This is a genomic window from Bacillus sp. 03113 (genome assembly GCF_006546985.1).
Taxonomy (GTDB): Bacteria; Bacillota; Bacilli; order Bacillales; family Cytobacillaceae; genus VATK01.
On record NZ_VATK01000004.1, the window covers coordinates 66,913 to 86,905 of the forward strand.

At 37.5% G+C, this 19,993-nt stretch carries 16 protein-coding genes; 1 reads left to right on the top strand and 15 read right to left on the bottom strand.

Annotated elements, in window-relative coordinates; genetic code table 11:
* Positions 1-9: 9 nt before the first annotated feature.
* The 13 genes from pknB to FDO66_RS04595 form a co-directional block, all read right to left on the bottom strand.
* Entirely contained in the window at positions 10-1,983 is a 1,974-nt protein-coding gene (gene pknB / locus FDO66_RS04535) for a Stk1 family PASTA domain-containing Ser/Thr kinase (protein WP_141431231.1), read from the bottom strand.
* Positions 1,980-2,738 (bottom strand): Stp1/IreP family PP2C-type Ser/Thr phosphatase, encoded by a 759-nt coding sequence (locus FDO66_RS04540; RefSeq protein WP_141431232.1) that lies wholly within the window; start codon positions 2,736-2,738, stop codon positions 1,980-1,982. Before FDO66_RS04540 ends, pknB begins: the two co-directional genes overlap by 4 nt.
* A 4-nt stretch (positions 2,739-2,742) precedes the next feature.
* Positions 2,743-3,831 carry a dual-specificity RNA methyltransferase RlmN gene (rlmN, locus tag FDO66_RS04545; RefSeq protein ID WP_141431233.1) on the bottom strand — a complete coding sequence of 363 codons (1,089 nt, stop codon included), beginning with the start codon at positions 3,829-3,831 and terminating at the stop codon, positions 2,743-2,745.
* Positions 3,832-4,033: 202 nt separating this feature from the next.
* Positions 4,034-5,389 carry a 16S rRNA (cytosine(967)-C(5))-methyltransferase RsmB gene (rsmB, locus tag FDO66_RS04550; protein WP_141431234.1) on the bottom strand — a complete coding sequence of 452 codons (1,356 nt, stop codon included), beginning with the start codon at positions 5,387-5,389 and terminating at the stop codon, positions 4,034-4,036.
* A complete protein-coding gene (gene fmt, locus FDO66_RS04555; RefSeq protein WP_141431235.1) occupies positions 5,382-6,335 on the bottom strand; it encodes a methionyl-tRNA formyltransferase in 954 nt (317 codons plus the stop codon). Before fmt ends, rsmB begins: the two co-directional genes overlap by 8 nt.
* The gene (gene def / locus FDO66_RS04560) at positions 6,332-6,817 is read right to left on the bottom strand and encodes a peptide deformylase (protein ID WP_141431236.1); all 486 of its coding nucleotides are present in this window, start codon (positions 6,815-6,817) and stop codon (positions 6,332-6,334) included. The genes fmt and def overlap by 4 nt, the downstream gene beginning before the upstream one ends.
* A gap of 142 nt (positions 6,818-6,959) precedes the next feature.
* On the bottom strand, positions 6,960-9,374 hold the full coding sequence (priA, locus tag FDO66_RS04565; protein ID WP_141431237.1) for a primosomal protein N': 2,415 nt from the start codon (positions 9,372-9,374) through the stop codon (positions 6,960-6,962).
* Entirely contained in the window at positions 9,371-10,579 is a 1,209-nt protein-coding gene (gene coaBC, locus FDO66_RS04570; protein ID WP_141431238.1) for a bifunctional phosphopantothenoylcysteine decarboxylase/phosphopantothenate--cysteine ligase CoaBC, read from the bottom strand. Before coaBC ends, priA begins: the two co-directional genes overlap by 4 nt.
* A 99-nt stretch (positions 10,580-10,678) precedes the next feature.
* Positions 10,679-10,900 (bottom strand): DNA-directed RNA polymerase subunit omega, encoded by a 222-nt coding sequence (gene rpoZ / locus FDO66_RS04575; protein ID WP_141431239.1) that lies wholly within the window; start codon positions 10,898-10,900, stop codon positions 10,679-10,681.
* Between the two features lie 2 nt (positions 10,901-10,902).
* Positions 10,903-11,517 carry a guanylate kinase gene (gene gmk / locus FDO66_RS04580; RefSeq protein ID WP_141431240.1) on the bottom strand — a complete coding sequence of 205 codons (615 nt, stop codon included), beginning with the start codon at positions 11,515-11,517 and terminating at the stop codon, positions 10,903-10,905.
* A gap of 9 nt (positions 11,518-11,526) precedes the next feature.
* On the bottom strand, positions 11,527-11,790 hold the full coding sequence (remA, locus tag FDO66_RS04585) for an extracellular matrix/biofilm regulator RemA (protein ID WP_141431241.1): 264 nt from the start codon (positions 11,788-11,790) through the stop codon (positions 11,527-11,529).
* Positions 11,791-11,850: 60 nt separating this feature from the next.
* The gene (locus FDO66_RS04590; RefSeq protein WP_141431242.1) at positions 11,851-12,726 is read right to left on the bottom strand and encodes a YicC/YloC family endoribonuclease; all 876 of its coding nucleotides are present in this window, start codon (positions 12,724-12,726) and stop codon (positions 11,851-11,853) included.
* Between the two features lie 312 nt (positions 12,727-13,038).
* Positions 13,039-15,717, bottom strand: a complete 2,679-nt coding sequence (locus tag FDO66_RS04595) for a calcium-translocating P-type ATPase, SERCA-type (RefSeq protein ID WP_141431243.1) — start codon at positions 15,715-15,717, stop codon at positions 13,039-13,041.
* Positions 15,718-15,983: 266 nt separating this feature from the next.
* Here FDO66_RS04595 and FDO66_RS04600 point away from each other — a divergent pair, with 266 nt between their 5' ends.
* Entirely contained in the window at positions 15,984-17,693 is a 1,710-nt protein-coding gene (locus tag FDO66_RS04600; protein ID WP_141431244.1) for an Rqc2 family fibronectin-binding protein, read from the top strand.
* A gap of 61 nt (positions 17,694-17,754) precedes the next feature.
* Here the strand turns inward: FDO66_RS04600 and mnmH are convergent, their stop codons facing one another.
* Together mnmH and selD are read right to left on the bottom strand one after the other, a co-directional pair.
* Positions 17,755-18,801, bottom strand: coding sequence for a tRNA 2-selenouridine(34) synthase MnmH (gene mnmH / locus FDO66_RS04605; protein ID WP_141431245.1), 1,047 nt, complete (start codon positions 18,799-18,801; stop codon positions 17,755-17,757).
* A gap of 37 nt (positions 18,802-18,838) precedes the next feature.
* On the bottom strand, positions 18,839-19,888 hold the full coding sequence (gene selD, locus FDO66_RS04610) for a selenide, water dikinase SelD (RefSeq protein ID WP_141431246.1): 1,050 nt from the start codon (positions 19,886-19,888) through the stop codon (positions 18,839-18,841).
* Positions 19,889-19,993: the final 105 nt, after the last annotated feature.

Here is a 19,993-nt window from a genome sequence, read left to right on the forward strand (position 1 = left end):
CTCCTTGCTTTATTCTTGATATTGAACGACTTTATCAATAATGACATTTTGATCACGAATGACCTTATACTCAGCTTGACCTCCATATGGGATCGTTAATTGAATTCTTTTTTGGGTCGTTTCAGTTATCGTAAACGTCTCAGCTGGCTCAGTAATGTCCCTATTAGCATCTTCGATAAAAATCTGTACTTGTTGTGCTTGACCTTCAACAGAAGGCTCATAAGGGATCGTGATATCTTCATTAACTTGTTTAGGTTGATTGTTTTTTCCTTTGGAAATAACAACAGAGACATCAGATCCTTTTTTTAAGTTTGTTCCAGGCTCAGGAGATTGTGAAATAACAAATCCTTCAGAAATTTGATCACTATATTCCTCTGAAGCAATACGTATATTTAAACCTGTTAAATTGGCATATTCATTAACGGCTTGCCTTGAATTTCCTTTTAAATCCTTCAGTCTTATTAACTCAGGCCCTTTGCTAATAGTAAATTCAAGATCGGTTTCCTCTGGAACAACTTGATCCCCTTTTGAAAAGCTTTGTTCAAGAATAGTCCCAGGAGATTGATTTTCATCAAATACTTCTTTTGTTCGAATGGATCTAAAATTCTGCTCATCTAATAAAGCTTCAACATCCTCAAATTGTCTGCTCCGATAATCAGAAAGCTCAAATTTTTCTTTACCTTTGCTTTCGTACAAGCTAATTTCTGTACCTTCATCAACAAATTTTCCTGCTGACGGGTTTGTCCTAATAATTTTCCCTGCATCGATATATTCATCATTCATTTGAATGGTTTTCCCTATAATAAATCCGTTTGATTGCAGTTTTGTAATGGCTTTATCAGTTGTCATATGGGAAACATCTGGGACTTTTATTTCTTTTGGTGCCATGATTTCAGGGAGTAACGTAAAAGCCAGTAAGGATAAAGTAGCTACTATTAGTAAACTTGTAAATAAAATAATAAGCATTTTATTCCGTTTTTTTGGCTTCTTTTCTTGTTGACTTTTTTTAGATTCCCCTTGGTATGGCTTAAACGGTTTTGTTCCTTTACCATGGACAATCGTTTCATCAAGGTTCGGATACTCTTGATCATTGGTAATAATTGGAACAGCTTTTGTTACCTCATCATCGATCGGAACTATGAATTTTTCTTCATCCATCCTACTAGGGTCTAGAGCAGTCCATAAATCCTCGTCCATTTCATCAACACTTGTATAGCGGCGAAATGGATCTTTCGCTGTTGCCTTTAACACAATATTTTCTACACTTTGTGGTATTAATGGGTTCCACCTTCTTAATGAAGGGGTTTCTGATTGTAAATGTTTTAAAGCAATGGAGATTGCCGATTCTCCTGAAAACGGTAATCGACCTGTTAACAGCTCAAACATGACAATCCCAAGTGAGTATATATCTGACTTTTTGTTCGCCATTCCCCCTCTAGCTTGCTCTGGGGATAAATAATGGACAGATCCCAAAACAGAATTTGTTTGAGTTATGCTTGTCGCACTGAGTGCTAGGGCGATCCCAAAATCCGTTATTTTCACATTGCCATTATGATCAATAAGTATATTTTGCGGTTTTATGTCTCGATGAATAATGTGATTTTGATGAGCGTGAGAAATAGCAGATGTAAGCTGTCTCATGATGTTAAGTGCTTCATCAATGTTTATCGGTGAATTTTGCTGTATGTATTGTTTTAGTGTTTGGCCATCAACATATTCCATGACAATATAATAAATAGAATCTTCTTCTCCAACATCATAAATACCCACAATATTTGGATGAACTAAACTTGTCGCAGACTGTGCTTCTCTATGAAAACGACGAATAAACTCTTCATCATTGGCAAAGTCTAATCTAAGCATTTTAACGGCTACATCACGATCTAAAATCATATCATGTGCAAGGTAGACGTTCGCCATTCCACCGCCGCCAACCATATCTAAAATTCGATATCGGCCACTAATTCTTTTGCCAATCATCATAAATTATCACCTGCTTGCTGCCCATCAACAAACTCGATAATGACAATGGTGATATTATCATCTCCTCCGTTTTCGTTTGCTAATTTAATCAGAATCGATGCTTTCTCATTCAACAAAAGATCTGTTTTCAAAACTTCGACCATATTAGCGTCCGCAACTTTGTTTGATAATCCATCTGAGCATAATAAAAGAAGGTCACCTTCTTCAAAAATAATCGTTTTAATATCCATATCGACGGATTGTTCCGTCCCTAATGCCCTCAATAAAACATTTTTGCGCGGATGATGTTCTGCATCCTCCTTCGTAATCTGACCAGATCGAACAAGCTCATTCACCAGCGAATGATCTTCAGTAACTTGTTTAAAACCATCTTCATTATACAGATAGCATCTGCTGTCTCCAATATTGGCAATCGTTGCAAAATGATCTGTACATATGACGGCGACTATGGTCGTCCCCATTCCTTCACATTCCGTATGGGTTTTTGCATGGTCAAATAAAATTTTATTTACATTTTGTATGCTAGTCATTAACCAAACTTCAGCTTGTTCTGCCGTTTCAATCTTGTCTGCTTTTTCCCATAAAGCTTGCATATTTAATAGAGCCATTTCACTTGCAACATCTCCAGCACGGTGGCCGCCCATGCCATCTGCTACAATGGCAAGGCGTTGTCCATATTGATTACTGAAAATACCACCATTATCTTCATTATGCTGACGAATTCTCCCTTGGTCAGTCATAAAAACCGCCTTCATTTTATCACCTCGTTTCTTCTTTACGCTCCTTTGCTCGCAATTGACCGCATGCTGCATCAATATCGTGACCTTGTTCTCTGCGAATGGTTACGTTTACCCCGTGGTTTTTCAATGTTTTTTCAAATAAAAAGATTTGCTCTCTAGGTGTTCTCACATAATCTCTTTCAGGTACATAGTTTACTGGGATTAAATTAACGTGACATTTTATCCCTTTTATCAACTGCGCAAGCTCTTCTGCATGCTCAACTTGATCGTTTTCACCACCGAATAATCCATATTCAAAGCTTACTCTTCTTCCAGTTTTATTGACATAATAACGGATTGCCTCCATTAAATCTGGGAGTTTATAAGCACGGTTAATCGGCATAAGCTTTCCTCGCAACTCTGAATTTGGAGCATGAAGAGATAGAGCAAAATTGATTTGCAGCTTTTCATCTGCAAATTGATAAATTTTCGGAATAATGCCGCTCGTCGATACGGTAATGTGGCGAGCACCAATATTTAATGCTTGATCATGATTAATAATTTTCAAAAATGACATCATTTGATCGTAATTGTCAAAAGGTTCTCCAATTCCCATAATAACAACGGAGCTAACACGTTCATTGCTTTCATCTAAAGCTTGCTGCACTTTCACTACTTGAGCAACAATTTCTCCAGCTTCCAAGTTTCTTTTTAAACCACCAAGCGTAGATGCACAAAATGTACAGCCAATTCTACACCCAACCTGGGTCGTTACACAGACAGAATTCCCATATTCATGTCTCATTAAAACAGTTTCTATCGAATAGCCATCCTGTAATTCAAATAAAAATTTGATGGTTCCATCAGAGGATGTTTGCTGCACAATAGTTTTAAGAGTTGTAATAGTAAAGCTTTCTTCTAATTTTTCTCTTAATCCTTTAGACAGGTTCGTCATATCTTGAAACGAATGCGCACGCTTTTTATAAAGCCAATCAAAAATTTGTTCCGCTCTAAAAGCTTTATCATTTTGCTCCTTTAACCATTCTTTAAGCTCGTGTAGTTGTAAAGAATAGATGGAAGGTTTTGATGCGATCGTTTTAATCTTTTCGTTTTTGGTTGTTTGTTCCATTATCTTACACCTTCTTTCTTTTATTATCTAGTTTTGAAGTACAGGAAGTACTAGTGCCGATAAAGGCATAAGGCCGTGGCGTTTTTAATCGGCCACTTTTCTTTGTCTAGCTTCAGCGCCTAACCCTTGTGAAAAATAACCATTTGCCTCTAAAAGTAAAGAACACTTTTTGAGGCAAATGAACATTTTTCTTCAGGGCTGATCAAGGCGTCTCCACTTTTCTAATAGCAGCTATATAAAAGCCGTCTGATCCAAAGTGCTGCGGAAGTATTTGCATGTCGAATTCTTTGGCGAGTGGTCGGATGCTATCAGGTAAACGAAGTGGCATTGATCGATCCTCTTCAAATTCTGTATGTTTGCTTAAAAACTGCTCTATGACATCTTGATTTTCTATACGATCTACCGTACAAGTACTGTAAATAAGAATACCACCTTTTTTTAGCAAAGGGGAAACGGATTCCAATAAACTTAGCTGTATCTTTTGTAATTGAAAAATGTCTTCTGCTTGTTTCGTATATTTCATATCAGGCTTTCTTCTCATAACACCTAAGCCTGAGCATGGTGCATCTAATAAAATTCGATCGAAGGTTTCCTTTTCAAATTGTTCCTTCGCTTTCCGGCTGTCTAATGCCTTCGTTATTATATTGGGAAGGTCTAACCGCTCGGCATTTTCACGAATTAGTTTTATTTTATGATCATGCAAATCTAATGAAATAACCTGTCCATTTCGATTCATTTTCTCTGCTATATGAGTGGACTTCCCTCCTGGGGCTGCACATGCATCTAGAACCGCATAAGAATGGTCTAATTGAAGAGCATAAGCTACAAGCATAGAGCTTTCATCCTGGATCGTCAACAGTCCTTCCCTAAAAGCTTGTGAATGAGCTAAATTTCCTTTTAAACACTTAATCGCTTCTTTCAAAATAGGACTTGGTTCTACTTGATAGCCCTCTTCTATTAGTTTTTCTAAACATTTCTCTCTTGATATTTTCGTCACATTGACTCTTGCTGTCTGAAAAGGTGCAGTTAAGTTCAGTTCGCACATTTTTTCAGTTTCATTATATCCTAACTGTTCGACCCACCTCTTTACAAGCCAGCTAGGGTGACTTGTACGAATTGAGAGCCTTTCTATTGGATCTTTCACATCTTCTAATGAAGGAAGACCTTCTCTTTGAATGGACCTAAGCACACCATTTACCATGGATGTAATCCCTTTATGTCCTCTTCTCTTAGCAATTTCTACCCCTTCAAAAACAGCCGCTCTATCCGGTATTTTATCCAAGTAAACCATTTGATAAAGGGTTAATCTTAATAAATTTAAAACCCAGCTCTCTATTTTATTCTTCTTTTTTAGAAAGGGCTGTAAATAGAAATCAAGTGTCATTTTTCTTTGCAGCGTACCATAAACAAGTTCAGTTAATAAACCAATATCTTTTGCATCCACCTTATGTTTATTAATAGCATTGTTTAATAACAAATTGCTGTATGATTGATTTTTACTTATCGTTTCTAGAAGATCTAGTGCTGTTTCTCGAACATTGTTTTTTTTCTTATTCATTTAGATCTCCTAACTGATCTCCGATCGCTAGCTGAGAGCCAGCCCCACGAAGAAATTCTGCGGCTGTCATCTTTTTCTTTCCAGATGGTTGTAGCTCTATAATTTTCAAAGCTGTATCATTCCCAGTTGCAACCGTGAAGCTCTCTTCATCAATGTCTATAATCGTTCCTGGAGAAAGATTTGCTGAAGTATGTGATTTTTCTGCCCACCATACCTTTACAATTCCTTTATGAAGAGTAGTATAGGCTACCGGCCATGGATTTAAGCCTCTAATTTGGTTATATATCTCTTCTCCAGATCTTGACCAATTAATTTTTTCATCTGATCTTTTAATATTTGAAGCGAAGGTTGCCTGTTCTTCATCCTGCTTAATTGCTGTTAACTGTCCTGCCAATAGCTTTGGCAATGTCTCAGATAAAAGATTAGAACCAGCCAAACTCAATTTATCATGCAAAATTCCCACAGTATCTCTTTCTTCTATCGGTACTTCTACCTGTGTTAATATGTCACCAGCATCTAGTTTTTCAGCCATGTACATAATCGTAATCCCTGTTTTTTCTTTTCCTTGAAGGATAGAATAATGAATTGGCGCTCCACCTCTTAGCTCTGGAAGCAAAGAAGCATGGACATTAATACAACCATATTTTGGATATTCCAATAGCTCATTTGGTAAAATCTGTCCAAAAGCAGCTGTTACAATTAAGTCGGGCTCTAGAGCGATAATCTTTTCCAATTCAGCTTTTTCTCGAATTTTATCTGGTTGATAGACAGGAATTCCTTGGTTTAATGCTTCTACCTTTACAGGTGGCGGAGTAAGGATTTTTTTTCTCCCAACCGGTCGATCAGGCTGAGTCACTACAGCAATAACTTCAAAGCCATCCTCAATAATTTGTTTTAAAACGGGAACTGAAAAATCAGGTGTACCCATAAAGACGATTCGTGTCATTCATTTTCCAACCTTTCTAGCTCTTCTTCTTCAATATATCGAATAACCTTTGATGTAAAAAGAATTCCTTCTAAATGATCCATCTCATGCTGAATGGCTCTTGCTAAAAATCCTTCTGCTTCAAGAGTATAGCTCTTCCCTTTTCGATTTTGAGCTTTAATTTTGACGTAGTTAGGTCTTGACACTTTACCATATAAACCTGGAAAACTTAAACATCCTTCAGGATCTGTTTGTTCTCCTTCTGTTTTGATGATTTCAGGATTTATTAATTCAATCGTTCCAGATTCATCGTCAATATCGACAATCGCAATTCTTTTTTTTATCCCAATTTGTGGTGCTGCTAATCCTACTCCATCAAATTCAATCATGGTATCATACATATCGTCTAATAGTTTCCCCAGCTTTCGATCAAAAACCGTAACTGGATCACAAACTTCTTGAAGGATCGTAGCTGGAAAGGTGACTATTTTTTTAACAGTCAATTGGTTTAACCTCCTAAGATGAAAACATTTGAGTAGCCTTTTTAGTGAGTACGGCTACTATATCTCATTTTCTTACAGATGTGATTCAAAATCAGTGGAGTAGAAATCTACCTCATACTCCCGATCATCCACCTATAATAACTTACATTAATAGATAAGGATTTACATCTATTGAGATTTGCAATCCGTTTGTCGTAAATTCGTTTTGATAATGATCGACAATGCTTTTAAGCACTTTTGCAAGATCAGGTTCATGCTTGTATTTTATCAAACACTGATATCGATATCTATTTTTTATCCGAGAAATCGGCGATGCCACTGGTCCTAACACAACCGTTTGTTCTGATAGCTTAGAACGTACAAATGCTGTAATTTTCTCTGTAACAGATACAGCTTTTAAAAGTTGTTCATGGCTAACCGTAATAAGTGAAATATAATAAAAAGGAGGATATTTATGAACCTTTCTCATCATCATTTCTCTATCAAAAAAGAGATCATAATCTTGATCAGCTGCTAGCTCGATACTGTAATGCTCTGGTGAATATGTTTGGATAACAACTTCTCCAGCAAGCTTATGCCTGCCTGCCCGTCCGCTTACTTGAGTTAATAACTGAAATGTTTTTTCTGAGGAGCGAAAATCTGGCAGTCGAAGCATCGTATCTGCAGATAAAACACCGACCAGTGTAATATTTGGAAAATCAAGCCCTTTCGCAATCATTTGTGTCCCTAAAAGGATATCTGCATTTCCCTTTTGAAATTCATTCAATAATCGTTCGTGGGATCCTTTACGAGTGGTGGTATCGACATCCATTCGAATGACCTTCGCTTCAGGAAGTATCTTTCCAAGCTCCTCTTCCACCTTTTGAGTACCTGTTCCAAAATAACGTATATGCTCGCTATTACAAATAGGGCAAATACTTGGTACTCTTTCTTCATACCCACAATAATGACATTTCATTTGATCCTGAAACCGATGATACGTTAACGAAATATCACAATGTGGACAATTGACAACATGACCACAATCCCTGCACATGACAAAAGATGAGTGACCTCTTTTATTTAAAAACAAAACCGTCTGTTCTTTTTTGTCTATACGAAGTTTTAGCTTTTCTAATAAAGAGCGAGAAAACATGGATCGATTTCCCTCTCGAAGCTCTTCCCTCATATCAACGATTTCAACATTTGGAAGAGCCCGATTGTTTATTCTATTCGAAAGTGTTAAAAGTTCATAAACTCCTTTTTTTGCGCGGGCAAAAGATTCTAAAGAAGGAGTAGCACTTCCCAACACAACCGGACATTGATGACTTATCGCCCGTTTTATCGCTACATCTCTCGCATGATATTTTGGGTTTTCTTCTTGCTTATAGCTTGTTTCATGTTCTTCATCAATAATAATAATTCCAAGATTGTCAAATGGAGCAAATATAGCAGATCTTGCTCCAACAACTACTTTTACTTCTTTTCTATGAATCTTTCTCCATTCATCATATTTTTCACCTGCTGACAATCCACTGTGTAGAACAGCGACTAAATCTCCAAACCTTTCTTTAAATCTTGTGACCATTTGTGGAGTTAAAGAGATTTCAGGTACCAGTACAATCGATTCCTTGCCTTTTTGTAAAACATTTTGGATCGATTGCAGGTAAACTTCTGTCTTTCCACTGCCTGTTACCCCATATAAAAGAAAGACTTTGTGCTGATGATTGTCAATACAACTTAATATAGGTGTTATTGCTTCATTTTGCGGTTTACTTAACTCTAACGGCTGTTTTTTTTCATATAGTCGATTAGCAAAAGGATCTCGGTAAACTTCTTGCTCGTTTTCAATAAGAATGCCTTTTTGAACAAGCCCTTTAATAACAGAAGTGGTAATCATAAGAGTGGAGAGAAGCTCACTTTGCTCAATAGGCTGATGATGAATGATAAAAAAATCGAGGACCATATGTTGCTTGGATGCTTGAGGGGAAAGGCTGCGTTTCTTTTCTATCAACTCCTCTACTGTAAGAGCAGGGAGTAAATGCTTTTTCATTTTTTTCTTTACACGTTCCCTTACCTCATAAAGAACCTCGACTTTTCCACGCTTAGCTTCCTTTTGTAGTAAGTGTAAATAATCAGCGTTAACAGCTTCCTCCCAAGATCTCGTATGAGCTTCTTTAAACCAATGTCCTAACTCCTTCGGCAGTGAAGCTATTGCATCGGGATGAACAAGTTTTATTTTCTTTTCATACTTTGCTTTTAATGCAGCTGGCAGCATTGCTTGAAAAGAAGAGATCTTAAAGCACATCGTTTGCTCTGTTAACCAATTTCCTAAGGACAAAAGCTCCTCATTTAATATGGGCACCAAGTCCATGGGTTCAATGATTTCTCTTAGTTTATTAAAAGTCGAAGATTCGGTTACTGAAACAACAAAGCCCTGTATATTTCGCGGGCCAAAGGGAACAATGACTCTCATTCCAGGCTGAATGGTATCTTCAAAATGCACTGGAATGAGGTAATCATAAGGTTTATCCGTTTGCTTGGTTGGAACATCAACAATAACTTGAGCTACTCTCATTTCTGATGCTCCTCAATCCATTTTACAGCCTCGTTCAATATGTTCCATGCAACCTCTTTTTTAGATAGAATAGGAAGTTCTATGATTTGCCCATCTCGCTTATAAATAGTCACAATGTTCGTATCCGTTTCGAAGCCTGCTCCATTGGAATTAACGTTATTAGCAACAATCATATCAGCATTCTTTTTCCTTAATTTCTCTTTCGCATATTCCTCTACATGATCCGTCTCTGCAGCAAATCCAATTAATAATTGATGATCCCTGCGCTTCCCCAGCTCTAATAAAATATCTTTCGTTCTTTCAAGCTCAAGCAGCTTATCTCCTGGTTCTTTTTTTACCTTGTGTGTGAATGTTACTTTTGGTCGGTAATCACTTACAGCTGCAGTTTTCACGACAATCGTTGCTAGCTCAAAATGATTCATAACAGCTTGATACATTTCCTCAGCACTTTCGACTTGAATAACATCTACATCGGCAGGAGGTAAAATGGTAGTCGGCCCAGTTACAAGGATCACCTTCGCTCCTGCCTTTTTCGCTTGCTCTGCAATGGCATAGCCCATCTTTCCAGTTGAATGATTTGTAAGAAATCGTACAGGATCGACCTTTTCTCTTGTAGGACCCGCTGTAATCAATACCGTTTGTCCAGATAAATCAATAGGAGAACTTGAAAAAAAATCTTGTAGTATAGAAACAATGTTTTCTGGTTCCTCAAGTCTCCCTTTTCCAACATAGCCACAGGCTAAATATCCTTCGCTTGGTTCAATGAAACGGTAGCCATATTCATATAATGTCTGAATATTTTTTTTCACAGCTGGATGATCATACATGTGCACATTCATGGCAGGTGCGATCCAAACTGGGGCTGTCGCAGCAAGCAAGGTGGTAGAAACCATATTATCCGCGATTCCATTTGCAAGCTTCCCAATCGTATTAGCAGTAGCTGGAGCGACTACTATTAAATCCGGCCAATCCGCTAAATCAATGTGCGCAATGACTTTTGGATTTTTCTCATCAAACGTATCAATATAAACATCATTTTTCGATAAGGCTTGAAACGTTAACGGAGGGACAAATTTAGCAGCTGCTTCTGTTAATAGCACTTTCACTTCAGCACCTGCTTGAACAATTTTGCTAGTTAATGCTGCAGCCTTATAAACAGCGATTCCTCCTGTGACACATAGTAATATCTTTTTTCCAGTCAGCATTTTCAGACCATCTCCCACTATGATCAAAACTCTTATCTCTTTTTTACAACTAACCTATCATTATGTGCAAGAAAAAGGCTGACAAAGTCAGCCCCTTCATTATTCTTCTATTCCATCCTCTTTGCGATCTGCCAATCTATAATACAGTCTTTCTGCATTAATTTCTTCAAGAGCTTTTCCCACATTTTTATGGGAAATATATTTATTTAACAATTGCTTATCATTCAGTTGAAGCTTTCGCGCACGCTTTGCAGCGACAGAAACTAATGAATATTTGGAATCTATTTTTGTTAATAAAGAATCAATTGATGGATTTAACATCGTTAATCAACCTCCAGCATTTTTTTATATTTTGGTTCAACTCGTTCTCTGCGGCAGTGCTCACCAATTACGATGGCCTTTACTTTTTCACATGCATTTTCTACACGATCGTTTTCAACGACATAATCATATAAATGCATCATTTCGATTTCTTCCTTTGCCGCAGTCATACGATTTTTAATGACATCCTCTGTTTCCGTCCCTCTTGTTACGATACGGTTTTTTAACTCGGATAAGCTCGGCGGCGCTAAAAAGATAAATAAGCCATCAGGGAATTTTTCACGGACCTGTTTCGCACCCTCAACTTCAATCTCAAGGAAAACATCCTTCCCTCTATCTAAAGTCTCCCGAACGTAATCAACAGGCGTCCCATAATAATTTCCAACAAATTCAGCATATTCCAGCAGCTTACCTTGTTTAATTAGCTGCTCAAATTCTTCTCTTGTTTTGAAAAAATAATCGACTCCATTAACCTCTCCTTCACGAGGCTTTCTTGTCGTCATTGAAATGGAATATTCAAATGCTAAATCTTTTTGTGAAAATATTGCTTTTCTAACGGTTCCCTTCCCCACTCCAGAAGGCCCAGATAAAACGATTAGTAAACCTTTTTCGTGCATTCCTTAATCCTACCCTTCATCCAAGATTTCATCCCGATCGTTTAGCCGGTGAGCAACCGTTTCTGGCTGAACCGCTGAGAGAATAATATGATCACTATCCATGATGATGACTGCTCTGGTACGTCTTCCGAACGTTGCATCTATTAACGTACCACGATCTCTTGCGTCTTGAATAATTCTCTTAATTGGTGCTGATTCAGGACTAACAATTGAAATGATTCGATTGGCTGAAACAATATTGCCAAATCCGATATTAATAAGCTTAATTGGCATAGCCGCCCTCCAGTCATTAGATCCTTATTTTGACCCTGTCTTTCTAATTCTAAACGATTTTTATTCGATATTTTGCACTTGCTCTTTCATTTTTTCTAGTAAGCTTTTCATTTCTACGACTTCATTTCCAATCGTGGCATGATTTGCTTTCGCCCCAATTGTATTGACCTCTCGATTCATCTCTTGTAAAAGAAAGTCCATTTTACGTCCAATTGGTTCATTTAATAATAGCGTATTTGAAAATTGCTTAATATGACTAAGAAGCCTTGTTAACTCTTCATTTATGTCTGCTTTATCGCTAAAAATAGCAACTTCAGATAAAATTCTTGCCTCATCAACCATCTCATCTAAAAACTCATTCATTTTCTTTCTTAGCTTCTCTTCATACTGTAAAATAACCTGCGGGGAAAATTCTTTTAAAGTTTCAATTCCTTTTTCCAGTGTATGTAGATGAAGTAAAATATCTTTCTCTAAATGTGCCCCTTCAATCAATCTCATTTTCTTCAGCTGTTTAGCTGCCTCTTCAACTGCTTCAAGTAGGAGCAAATTCAGCTCAGGGCTATCCTCTTCCTGTTCTTCTATATGAATTAAATCATCTCTGTTTAGTAATTCATGTAAAGAAACGTTGTCTTTCAACTGGAATTTTTCTCTAATCGCAGTTACTGCTTCCACATATTTTTGCAGCAGATCCCAATCAACCTTTACCTTTTGGTGAACCAAGCCTTCACCTTCAACTGTTACAAAAACTTCAACTCTTCCTCTATGTATGAAATTTGAAAGCTTCTTCTTTAGCTTATCTTCCATTTTCAAAAATTGTCTTGGCATTCGAAAATGATATTCACTAAAGCGGTGATTAACCGTTTTCACTTCAACGATTACGGAACAAGAACCTGACTCTTTTTTGCTCCTTCCAAATCCTGTCATGCTTACGACCATTTCTTTCACTTCCAATCTTGAAAAAAGTCGTGCCCAAAGGTGTTCACTTTCCTTTCATTCTATCACTGCTAAGTTTAGAACAAAAGCGCAAGTGCTCTGTTTAGCCCTGACAAGCATAAGGCGAAGCACACAGGAAATCCTGATTTCTGGAGTGATTTGACTTATGACTCGAGGGGCTGGGCTCTGGCCGATTAAAAAACGCCACATCCGCATGTCTTCATCGGCACTAGTACGTCCTGTACGTCGAAGCTAGACGAACAAAAGAAAAGTAATAGAGATTTTTCCCTACTACCTTTTGGATTATATCATACTTCAATTTGTTTTTCTTGCGAAAAATGATCCAGCTAGTAAAAAAGTTGGAATAGCTGCTAACCCAGTAATCAATAGCCAATCTTTTGTCCGTATCGGAACGGTATGAAAAATGTTCTGTAAGGCTGGATGATAGATGACAATGAACATGAGTAATAATGAAGAAAGAACTGCCCAAATTAAATATATATTGCCAAACGGATTTCTAGAAAAGACTGATTTCTCACTTCTACAGTCAAATACATGAATAAGCTGCGCTAAAACTAAAGTAGCAAAGGCGACAGTTTGGGCGTAAGCTAATTGATCAGGATGAGCTTTATAAGCGATTATAAAAGCCAATAAAGTAGCAATCCCGATTAGAAAGCCTCTCGAAATCACTTTCCAGCCTAGACTTCTAGCAAAGACTCCTTCCTTTGGACTTCGAGGCTTTCTCTGCATGACATTTTCCTCTGGTTTGTCTAATCCAAGAGCCATTGCCGGCAACCCATCTGTAACTAAATTGACCCATAATATTTGAATCGGTACGAGCGGCAGCGGTAAAGCAAGCAACATCGCAAAAAACATTACTAAAATTTCACCTACATTGGAGGCTAGCAAATATCGTATGAACTTTCGAATATTCTCATAAATATTCCTTCCTTCTTTTATGGCTTCTTGAATAGAAGCAAAATTATCATCTAAAAGAACTAAAGAAGAAGCCTCCTTTGCAACATCCGTTCCTGTTATCCCCATTGCAACACCGATATCAGCAGATTTAATCGCAGGTGCATCATTAACTCCATCTCCAGTCATTGCAACGACATGTCCTCGATTTTGAAGCGCTTTTACTATTTTCAATTTATGCTCAGGTGAGACTCTCGCAAAAACAGACACCTCTTCCACTACATTTTCCAATTCGTCCACCGACATTTTTGATAATTGTTTACCTTCAATCACCTTTGAATGTTGATGCAGAATCCCTAGCTGCTTAGCAATTGCTTGAGCAGTAATCACATGATCACCGGTAATCATAATCGTTTTAATTCCCGCCGCCCTGCATTCCTTAACGGCCTTTTTTACCTCGGGCCTTGGAGGATCAATCATTCCTTGTAAGCCAAGAAAAACTAAATCCTTTTCAGCTTCTCCTTCATCCATAATAAATAATTGCGAAGAAATTTCTTTAAATCCGATCGCAATCGTTCTTAATGCCTGTGAAGCAAGCTGGTGAATAGCGGCTTGTATCTCACCTTTATTGTCTTTTGATATCGACTGTTTTTTATTATCCCAAAGAATTAATTTACTTCGATCTAGCAGTACATCTGGTGCACCTTTTGTAATAACAAATTGCCGTCCATTTCGATCCTTTACAATGATACTCATCATCTTTCTCGTTGAATCAAAAGGAAACTCATGAATGATATCATATTGCGTAGCTAGATTCTCCCGATTTAATCCAGCTTTCATTGCGGCAACGAGCAAAGCCCCCTCTGTTGGATCTCCATCAATGATATATTCATTTTCCCTATTCTTGATTTCTGCATGATTACATAGCATTCCAAACATTAGCATTTGTAAAATGGCTTTTTCATTTGAAGGGGAAGTCCGAATTGTTCCTTGATAAAAAGATCCTTTTGGTTCATAGCCAATACCATCAATAGTCCAAGTTTTCCCCCCGCTCCATAAATGGGTAACAGTCATTTTATTTTGTGTCATCGTACCTGTTTTATCTGAGCAAATCACTGAAGCACATCCGAGTGTTTCAACAGCAGGGAGCTTTCGAACAATCGCATTTTTCTTTATCATCCGTTGAACACCAAGAGATAAAGCGACCGTTACAATAGCAGGCAATCCTTCTGGAATCGCTGCTACAGCTAGAGAGACCCCAGCCAAGAACATCGTATACATTTCGTGACCACCGAGGATCCCAACAACAACAACTAAAATCGTTAATAGTATCGCGACAATAATTAATATTTTGCCAAGCTGTTCTAACCGTCTTTGCAACGGAGTAACCGTTGCTTCGGCATTTTGAAGCAACCCTGCGATTTGCCCCATCGCCGTTTTCATACCAGTCGTAATGACTACCCCAACACCGCTTCCCCTTGTCACCATTGTTCCCATAAATGCCATATTTTCCATATCACCTAGTTCAATATGCGAAAGAGAAATAGCTCCTGTGCTCTTTTGAACCGGAACCGACTCTCCAGTCAATGCAGACTCTTCAATTTCTAAGCTCTTTGTATCTACTAATCTAAGATCAGCACCTATTCGATCACCAGTAGAAAATTTAATAAGATCACCAGGAACAACCTCTTTAGATGGAATTTTTATCCATTCATTATCTCTTAGAACATACACTTGAGGAGCAGATAATTCTTTTAAGGCTTCCAACGACTTCTCTGCCTTTCTCTCTTGAAAAAAACCAAGAAAGCCATTTACAACAACGATTGCAATAATGGCAATTGCATCAACATATTCACCTAATAATCCAGATATTAAAGTTGCTGCTAAAAGAACAAGAACCATAAAATCTTTAAATTGACTAAAAAACAAGAGCAATGCAGATTGCTTTTCCCCTTCATCCAATTCATTATAGCCAAACTCTTTCCTCCGAATTCGTACTTCCTCTTCCGTTAATCCTGCTGCATAATTAGTTTGTAAGGCATTTTCCACTTCATTGATATCCATTTCATGGAATTTCATTCGGACGGTTCACTTCCTTTATATAAATATATGTACGAAGAAAATAAACAACTTTTGCGTGAAAGCAAACTCATGATAAAATAAACTTTTCTTCGTTATGGTTAATGTAGATGGACTGTAAGGAAAGTTGTCCAACCCTTGCTCTAAAGAAAGCTTATTCAACCATAAATAAAAAAATGCTATGATAATAAAAGAAAAGATAGGCTTCTCTATCCTCTCAGGCAGCTAAGAAGCACATTTAGATATTTAGTAAAGGATGTATTAACATGTCATTTGATGGTTTATTTACAAGAGCAATGACCAATGAAATAGCCAATACACTTAGTGGAGGCAGAATCAATAAAGTCCACCAGCCTTATAAAAATGAAATCGTCTTGGTTGTACGGGCACAAGGAAAAAATCATAAGCTTCTTTTCTCTGTTCATCCCAGCTATGCTAGATTTCAACTTACGGAGGAAGCATACGATAACCCAAATGAACCGCCTATGTTTTGTATGCTTTTAAGGAAACATTTAGAGGGATATTTTATTGATCAAATTTATCAAGATGAATTAGATCGAATCATTATTTTTGAAGTGAGAGGTCGAAATGAAATTGGTGATCCTTCCTATAAACAGTTGATCGTTGAAATTATGGGAAAGCACAGCAATATTATTTTGGTTGATAAAACGAGAAACATGATTCTTGATAGCGTTAAACATATTTCTTTTTCTATTAACAGTCATCGAGCGATTCTTCCAGGGCATGAATATATTTCCCCTCCTAAGCAGCATAAAAAAAATCCTCTTCAACTCACAGAGGATGATTTATTAAGCATACTGGATTTTAACGGCGGTAAACTAGATAGACAACTTGTAGAGCATTTTTCCGGGATGTCACCATTAATGGCTAAAGAAATTATCGCACGAGCAGGTATAGCAAATCGAATTACCTTACCAAAAGCTTTCTTTTCCATAATGAAACAAATCGAAAAGCATGAATATTCACCAGCTATTACGATTTCACCAAACAAAGAAAGTTTTTATCTCTATCCTTTAGAGCATATTCAAGGAGAAGTGAAGACCTACCCAACTTTAAGTGCTCTGCTTGACCGCTATTATTTTGGAAAAGCTGAAAGAGATCGAGTAAAGCAGCAATCAAGCGATCTTGAGCGTTATATTCGAAATGAGAAAGAGAAAAATGAAAAGAAAATAATGAAGTTAAATCTCACCTTGAAGGATGCTAAAAACGCTGATCAATATCAGCTAATGGGTGAGCTTTTAACAGCAAATCTTTTTGCCGTTCAAAAAGGAATGAAGGAAATAGAAGTATTTAATTATTATGACGAGAATGGGAGCAGCGTCATTATATCTCTTGATCCGAGGCTAACTCCATCAGAGAATGCTCAAAAATACTTTACAAAATATCAAAAAGCGAAGCATGCAATCGATATTGTACAAGAACAAATAAGGATTGCTGCAGAAGAAATTCGTTACTTTGAGGCGCTATTGCAGCAGGTTATTGCCGCTTCACCGAAGGACATTGCTGAAATAAGAGAGGAGTTAGTGGAAGGCGGCTATTTAAAGGATCGAAAAAAACGCCAAAATAAAAAGCAGCAAAATCAAAAACCAATCCTTGATCGCTATATTGCAACGGACGGAACAGAAATATTGGTCGGAAAAAACAATAAACAAAATGATTATTTAACGAATAAATTGGCTGCCCGTGATGATATTTGGCTGCATACAAAAGACATTCCTGGCTCACATGTTGTTATTCGCAGTAAAGAACCAAATGATGCAACCATTGTAGAGGCCGCAAAAATAGCCTCTTATTATAGTAAAGCACGAAGCTCAAGCTCCGTTCCTGTCGACTTTACACTTGTACGATATGTAAGAAAGCCAAGCGGAGCTAAGCCTGGATTTGTCATTTATGACCATCAGCAAACGATCTATGTAACACCTGATGAGGAAACTGTTATTAGTTTGAAACAATAGCTAAAACCAAAAGGATAGGAATAGTAAACTATTTTCTATCCTTTTGGTTTTAGCTTTACTTTCACCTTATTTTGGTTTCTTCATTTTTGAGAATATCCTGGATCAGAAGGACAGCTTCATCCACATTTTTTACTTTCAAAATGACTCTTTGATTTTCAGAAAATTGATTTTCTGTATATTTATATAATGGATCATAGTAATATTCTAGTAATAATCGAACTGCTGATGCAAAATGGCCTAATTTGAGATCGGAAATAATTTGAGACGCAACTGGTGTATGAATTCGCTTTTTTATTTTCAGAAAAGCCTCAATACATTCAGCATGATGCTCCCAAGGCTGATAGTCCTCTAAAATATGTTGAACCCTTTCTTCTATTGGCATATCAACAATGAGCTGGATCCCTTTCTCCTTTTTTTGAATAAGCAGAGGAGGGAGAACAACTTTTCCAATTCTTTTGCTTTCAGCCTCAAATAGGACATAAGGTGAATTTCGGATAGGGAGCCAGCAATTTACAAAGAGGGATTCAAAAGTTTTCTGATTATATGGCACTAAACCAATTTGTCCAAAAATAGAGCCTCTATGGTTAGCCATTTTCTCCAAATCAAGAACTGGATATCCTTTCTCTTGTAGTCTCCGTAAAATCAAGGTTTTTCCCGTCCCAGTGAATCCGTTTAAAACGAAAGCTTTCTTCTGAAACTCCAAGTTTTCTAGTTGTTCCACTATCCATTTCCGATATTCACGGATCCCGCCTTCTAGTCGATAAACATGTATCCCCATTAAATCAAGGACGGTCGCCGTTGTCCTGCTTCGCATCCCTCCTCGCCAGCAAAATACCGTCTTTTCCGCTTCAATCTGACCAAATTTCTTAATAAAACTAGGTAGCTTAGCAGATACGATCTCAAGACCGCGTTCTTTCGCTGCCTGGACACTAATCTGCTTATAAATAGTACCAATTTCTGCTCTTTCTTCGTCATTAAACAATGGAATATTCATGCTTCCAGGTATCGTGGAATCCTTGTATTCTGATGGCGACCTTACATCAATCAGCACCATCTCTTTTTTATCTTTTAAATGCAATAATTGATGAATGGTAATATCCTTGAACAATTGTTTTTCCACCTCTCAACCATTATGAAAAAGATCCTTATATTACAACAATACGTCCAGCTTCTTCTTCAATTACTTCCCCAATTAAACCAGCCTCAACCCCTACTTGATGAAGCTCTGATAAAAGCTTTTCAGCTTGTTCTACTTCTACAGCGATTAATAGTCCACCTGATGTAACCGCGTCACATAAAACCCATTGATCAACTTGATCCATGGTTTCTGGAAAAGACACCGATCCTTTTATGTGTGCATAATTATTTTTTGTACCACCAGGAATGACCCCTTTTTCTGCAAGCTCTCTTACCTTCTCAAGTATAGGTACTTGTTTTTGGATCATTCGTATGCCTACACCACTTCCCTTAGCTATTTCTAAAGCATGACCAAGTAAACCAAATCCTGTCACGTCTGTGCACGCATGAACATCGTACGATTCCATTGTTTCTGCCGCTTTTTTATTTAATGTCGCCATCACTTCTGTAACTCTGGCAATTTCCTTGCTTGTAAGCAAGCCTTTTTTAATGGAGGAAGTTAAAATACCGACACCAATAGGTTTTGTTAAAATAAGCTTGTCTCCAGGTCTTGCACCTGTATTAGTTCTTATCTTTTGAGGATGAACAAGACCTGTAACAGCAAGTCCAAATTTTGGCTCCTTGTCATCTATTGAATGGCCCCCTACGAGAGTTGCGCCTGCTTCTTTTAGCTTATCAGCAGCACCTCGCAATATATCCGCCAAAATATGTTTGTCTAAAGTGGCGATAGGAAAGGCAACAATGTTAAGAGCAGTAAGTGGTTTACCACCCATCGCATATATATCACTAATCGCATTGGCTGCTGCCACCTGGCCAAATGAATATGGATCATCTACAATTGGAGTAAAGAAATCAACAGTTTGCACCAATGCTAAATCATCGTTAAGTCGATATACCCCTGCATCATCACTTGTATCAAGTCCAACAAGTAAATCTGAATTCAGCGTTGTTGGGGGCAGCATTCTGATCACCTCTGCTAAATCTGCCGGCCCAATTTTACAGCCACATCCTCCTTTTGAGGATAATGAAGTGAGCTTTACGGAATTTGATTGAATCATCTGGCAACAACCTTTCTCCTAATCATTATAGTATGTAACGATTTTTACTTTTTCCAAATCATCTGGAGCTCTCTCAAACTATTATACTCCTAAAAATTGCATTTA

Excerpts from the sequence above, each read along its gene's own strand:
- pknB (WP_141431231.1), bottom strand. The coding sequence starts at position 1,983 with ATGATGATTGGCAAAAGAATTAGTGGCCGATATCGAATTTTAGATATG.
- FDO66_RS04540 (WP_141431232.1), bottom strand. The coding sequence starts at position 2,738 with ATGAAGGCGGTTTTTATGACTGACCAAGGGAGAATTCGTCAGCATAAT.
- rlmN (WP_141431233.1), bottom strand. The coding sequence starts at position 3,831 with ATGGAACAAACAACCAAAAACGAAAAGATTAAAACGATCGCATCAAAA.
- rsmB (WP_141431234.1), bottom strand. The coding sequence starts at position 5,389 with ATGAATAAGAAAAAAAACAATGTTCGAGAAACAGCACTAGATCTTCTA.
- fmt (WP_141431235.1), bottom strand. The coding sequence starts at position 6,335 with ATGACACGAATCGTCTTTATGGGTACACCTGATTTTTCAGTTCCCGTT.
- priA (WP_141431237.1), bottom strand. The coding sequence starts at position 9,374 with ATGAGAGTAGCTCAAGTTATTGTTGATGTTCCAACCAAGCAAACGGAT.
- coaBC (WP_141431238.1), bottom strand. The coding sequence starts at position 10,579 with ATGCTGACTGGAAAAAAGATATTACTATGTGTCACAGGAGGAATCGCT.
- rpoZ (WP_141431239.1), bottom strand. The coding sequence starts at position 10,900 with ATGTTAAATCCATCAATTGATTCTTTATTAACAAAAATAGATTCCAAA.
- gmk (WP_141431240.1), bottom strand. The coding sequence starts at position 11,517 with ATGCACGAAAAAGGTTTACTAATCGTTTTATCTGGGCCTTCTGGAGTG.
- remA (WP_141431241.1), bottom strand. The coding sequence starts at position 11,790 with ATGCCAATTAAGCTTATTAATATCGGATTTGGCAATATTGTTTCAGCC.
- FDO66_RS04590 (WP_141431242.1), bottom strand. The coding sequence starts at position 12,726 with ATGGTCGTAAGCATGACAGGATTTGGAAGGAGCAAAAAAGAGTCAGGT.
- FDO66_RS04595 (WP_141431243.1), bottom strand. The coding sequence starts at position 15,717 with ATGAAATTCCATGAAATGGATATCAATGAAGTGGAAAATGCCTTACAA.
- FDO66_RS04600 (WP_141431244.1), top strand. The coding sequence starts at position 15,984 with ATGTCATTTGATGGTTTATTTACAAGAGCAATGACCAATGAAATAGCC.
- selD (WP_141431246.1), bottom strand. The coding sequence starts at position 19,888 with ATGATTCAATCAAATTCCGTAAAGCTCACTTCATTATCCTCAAAAGGA.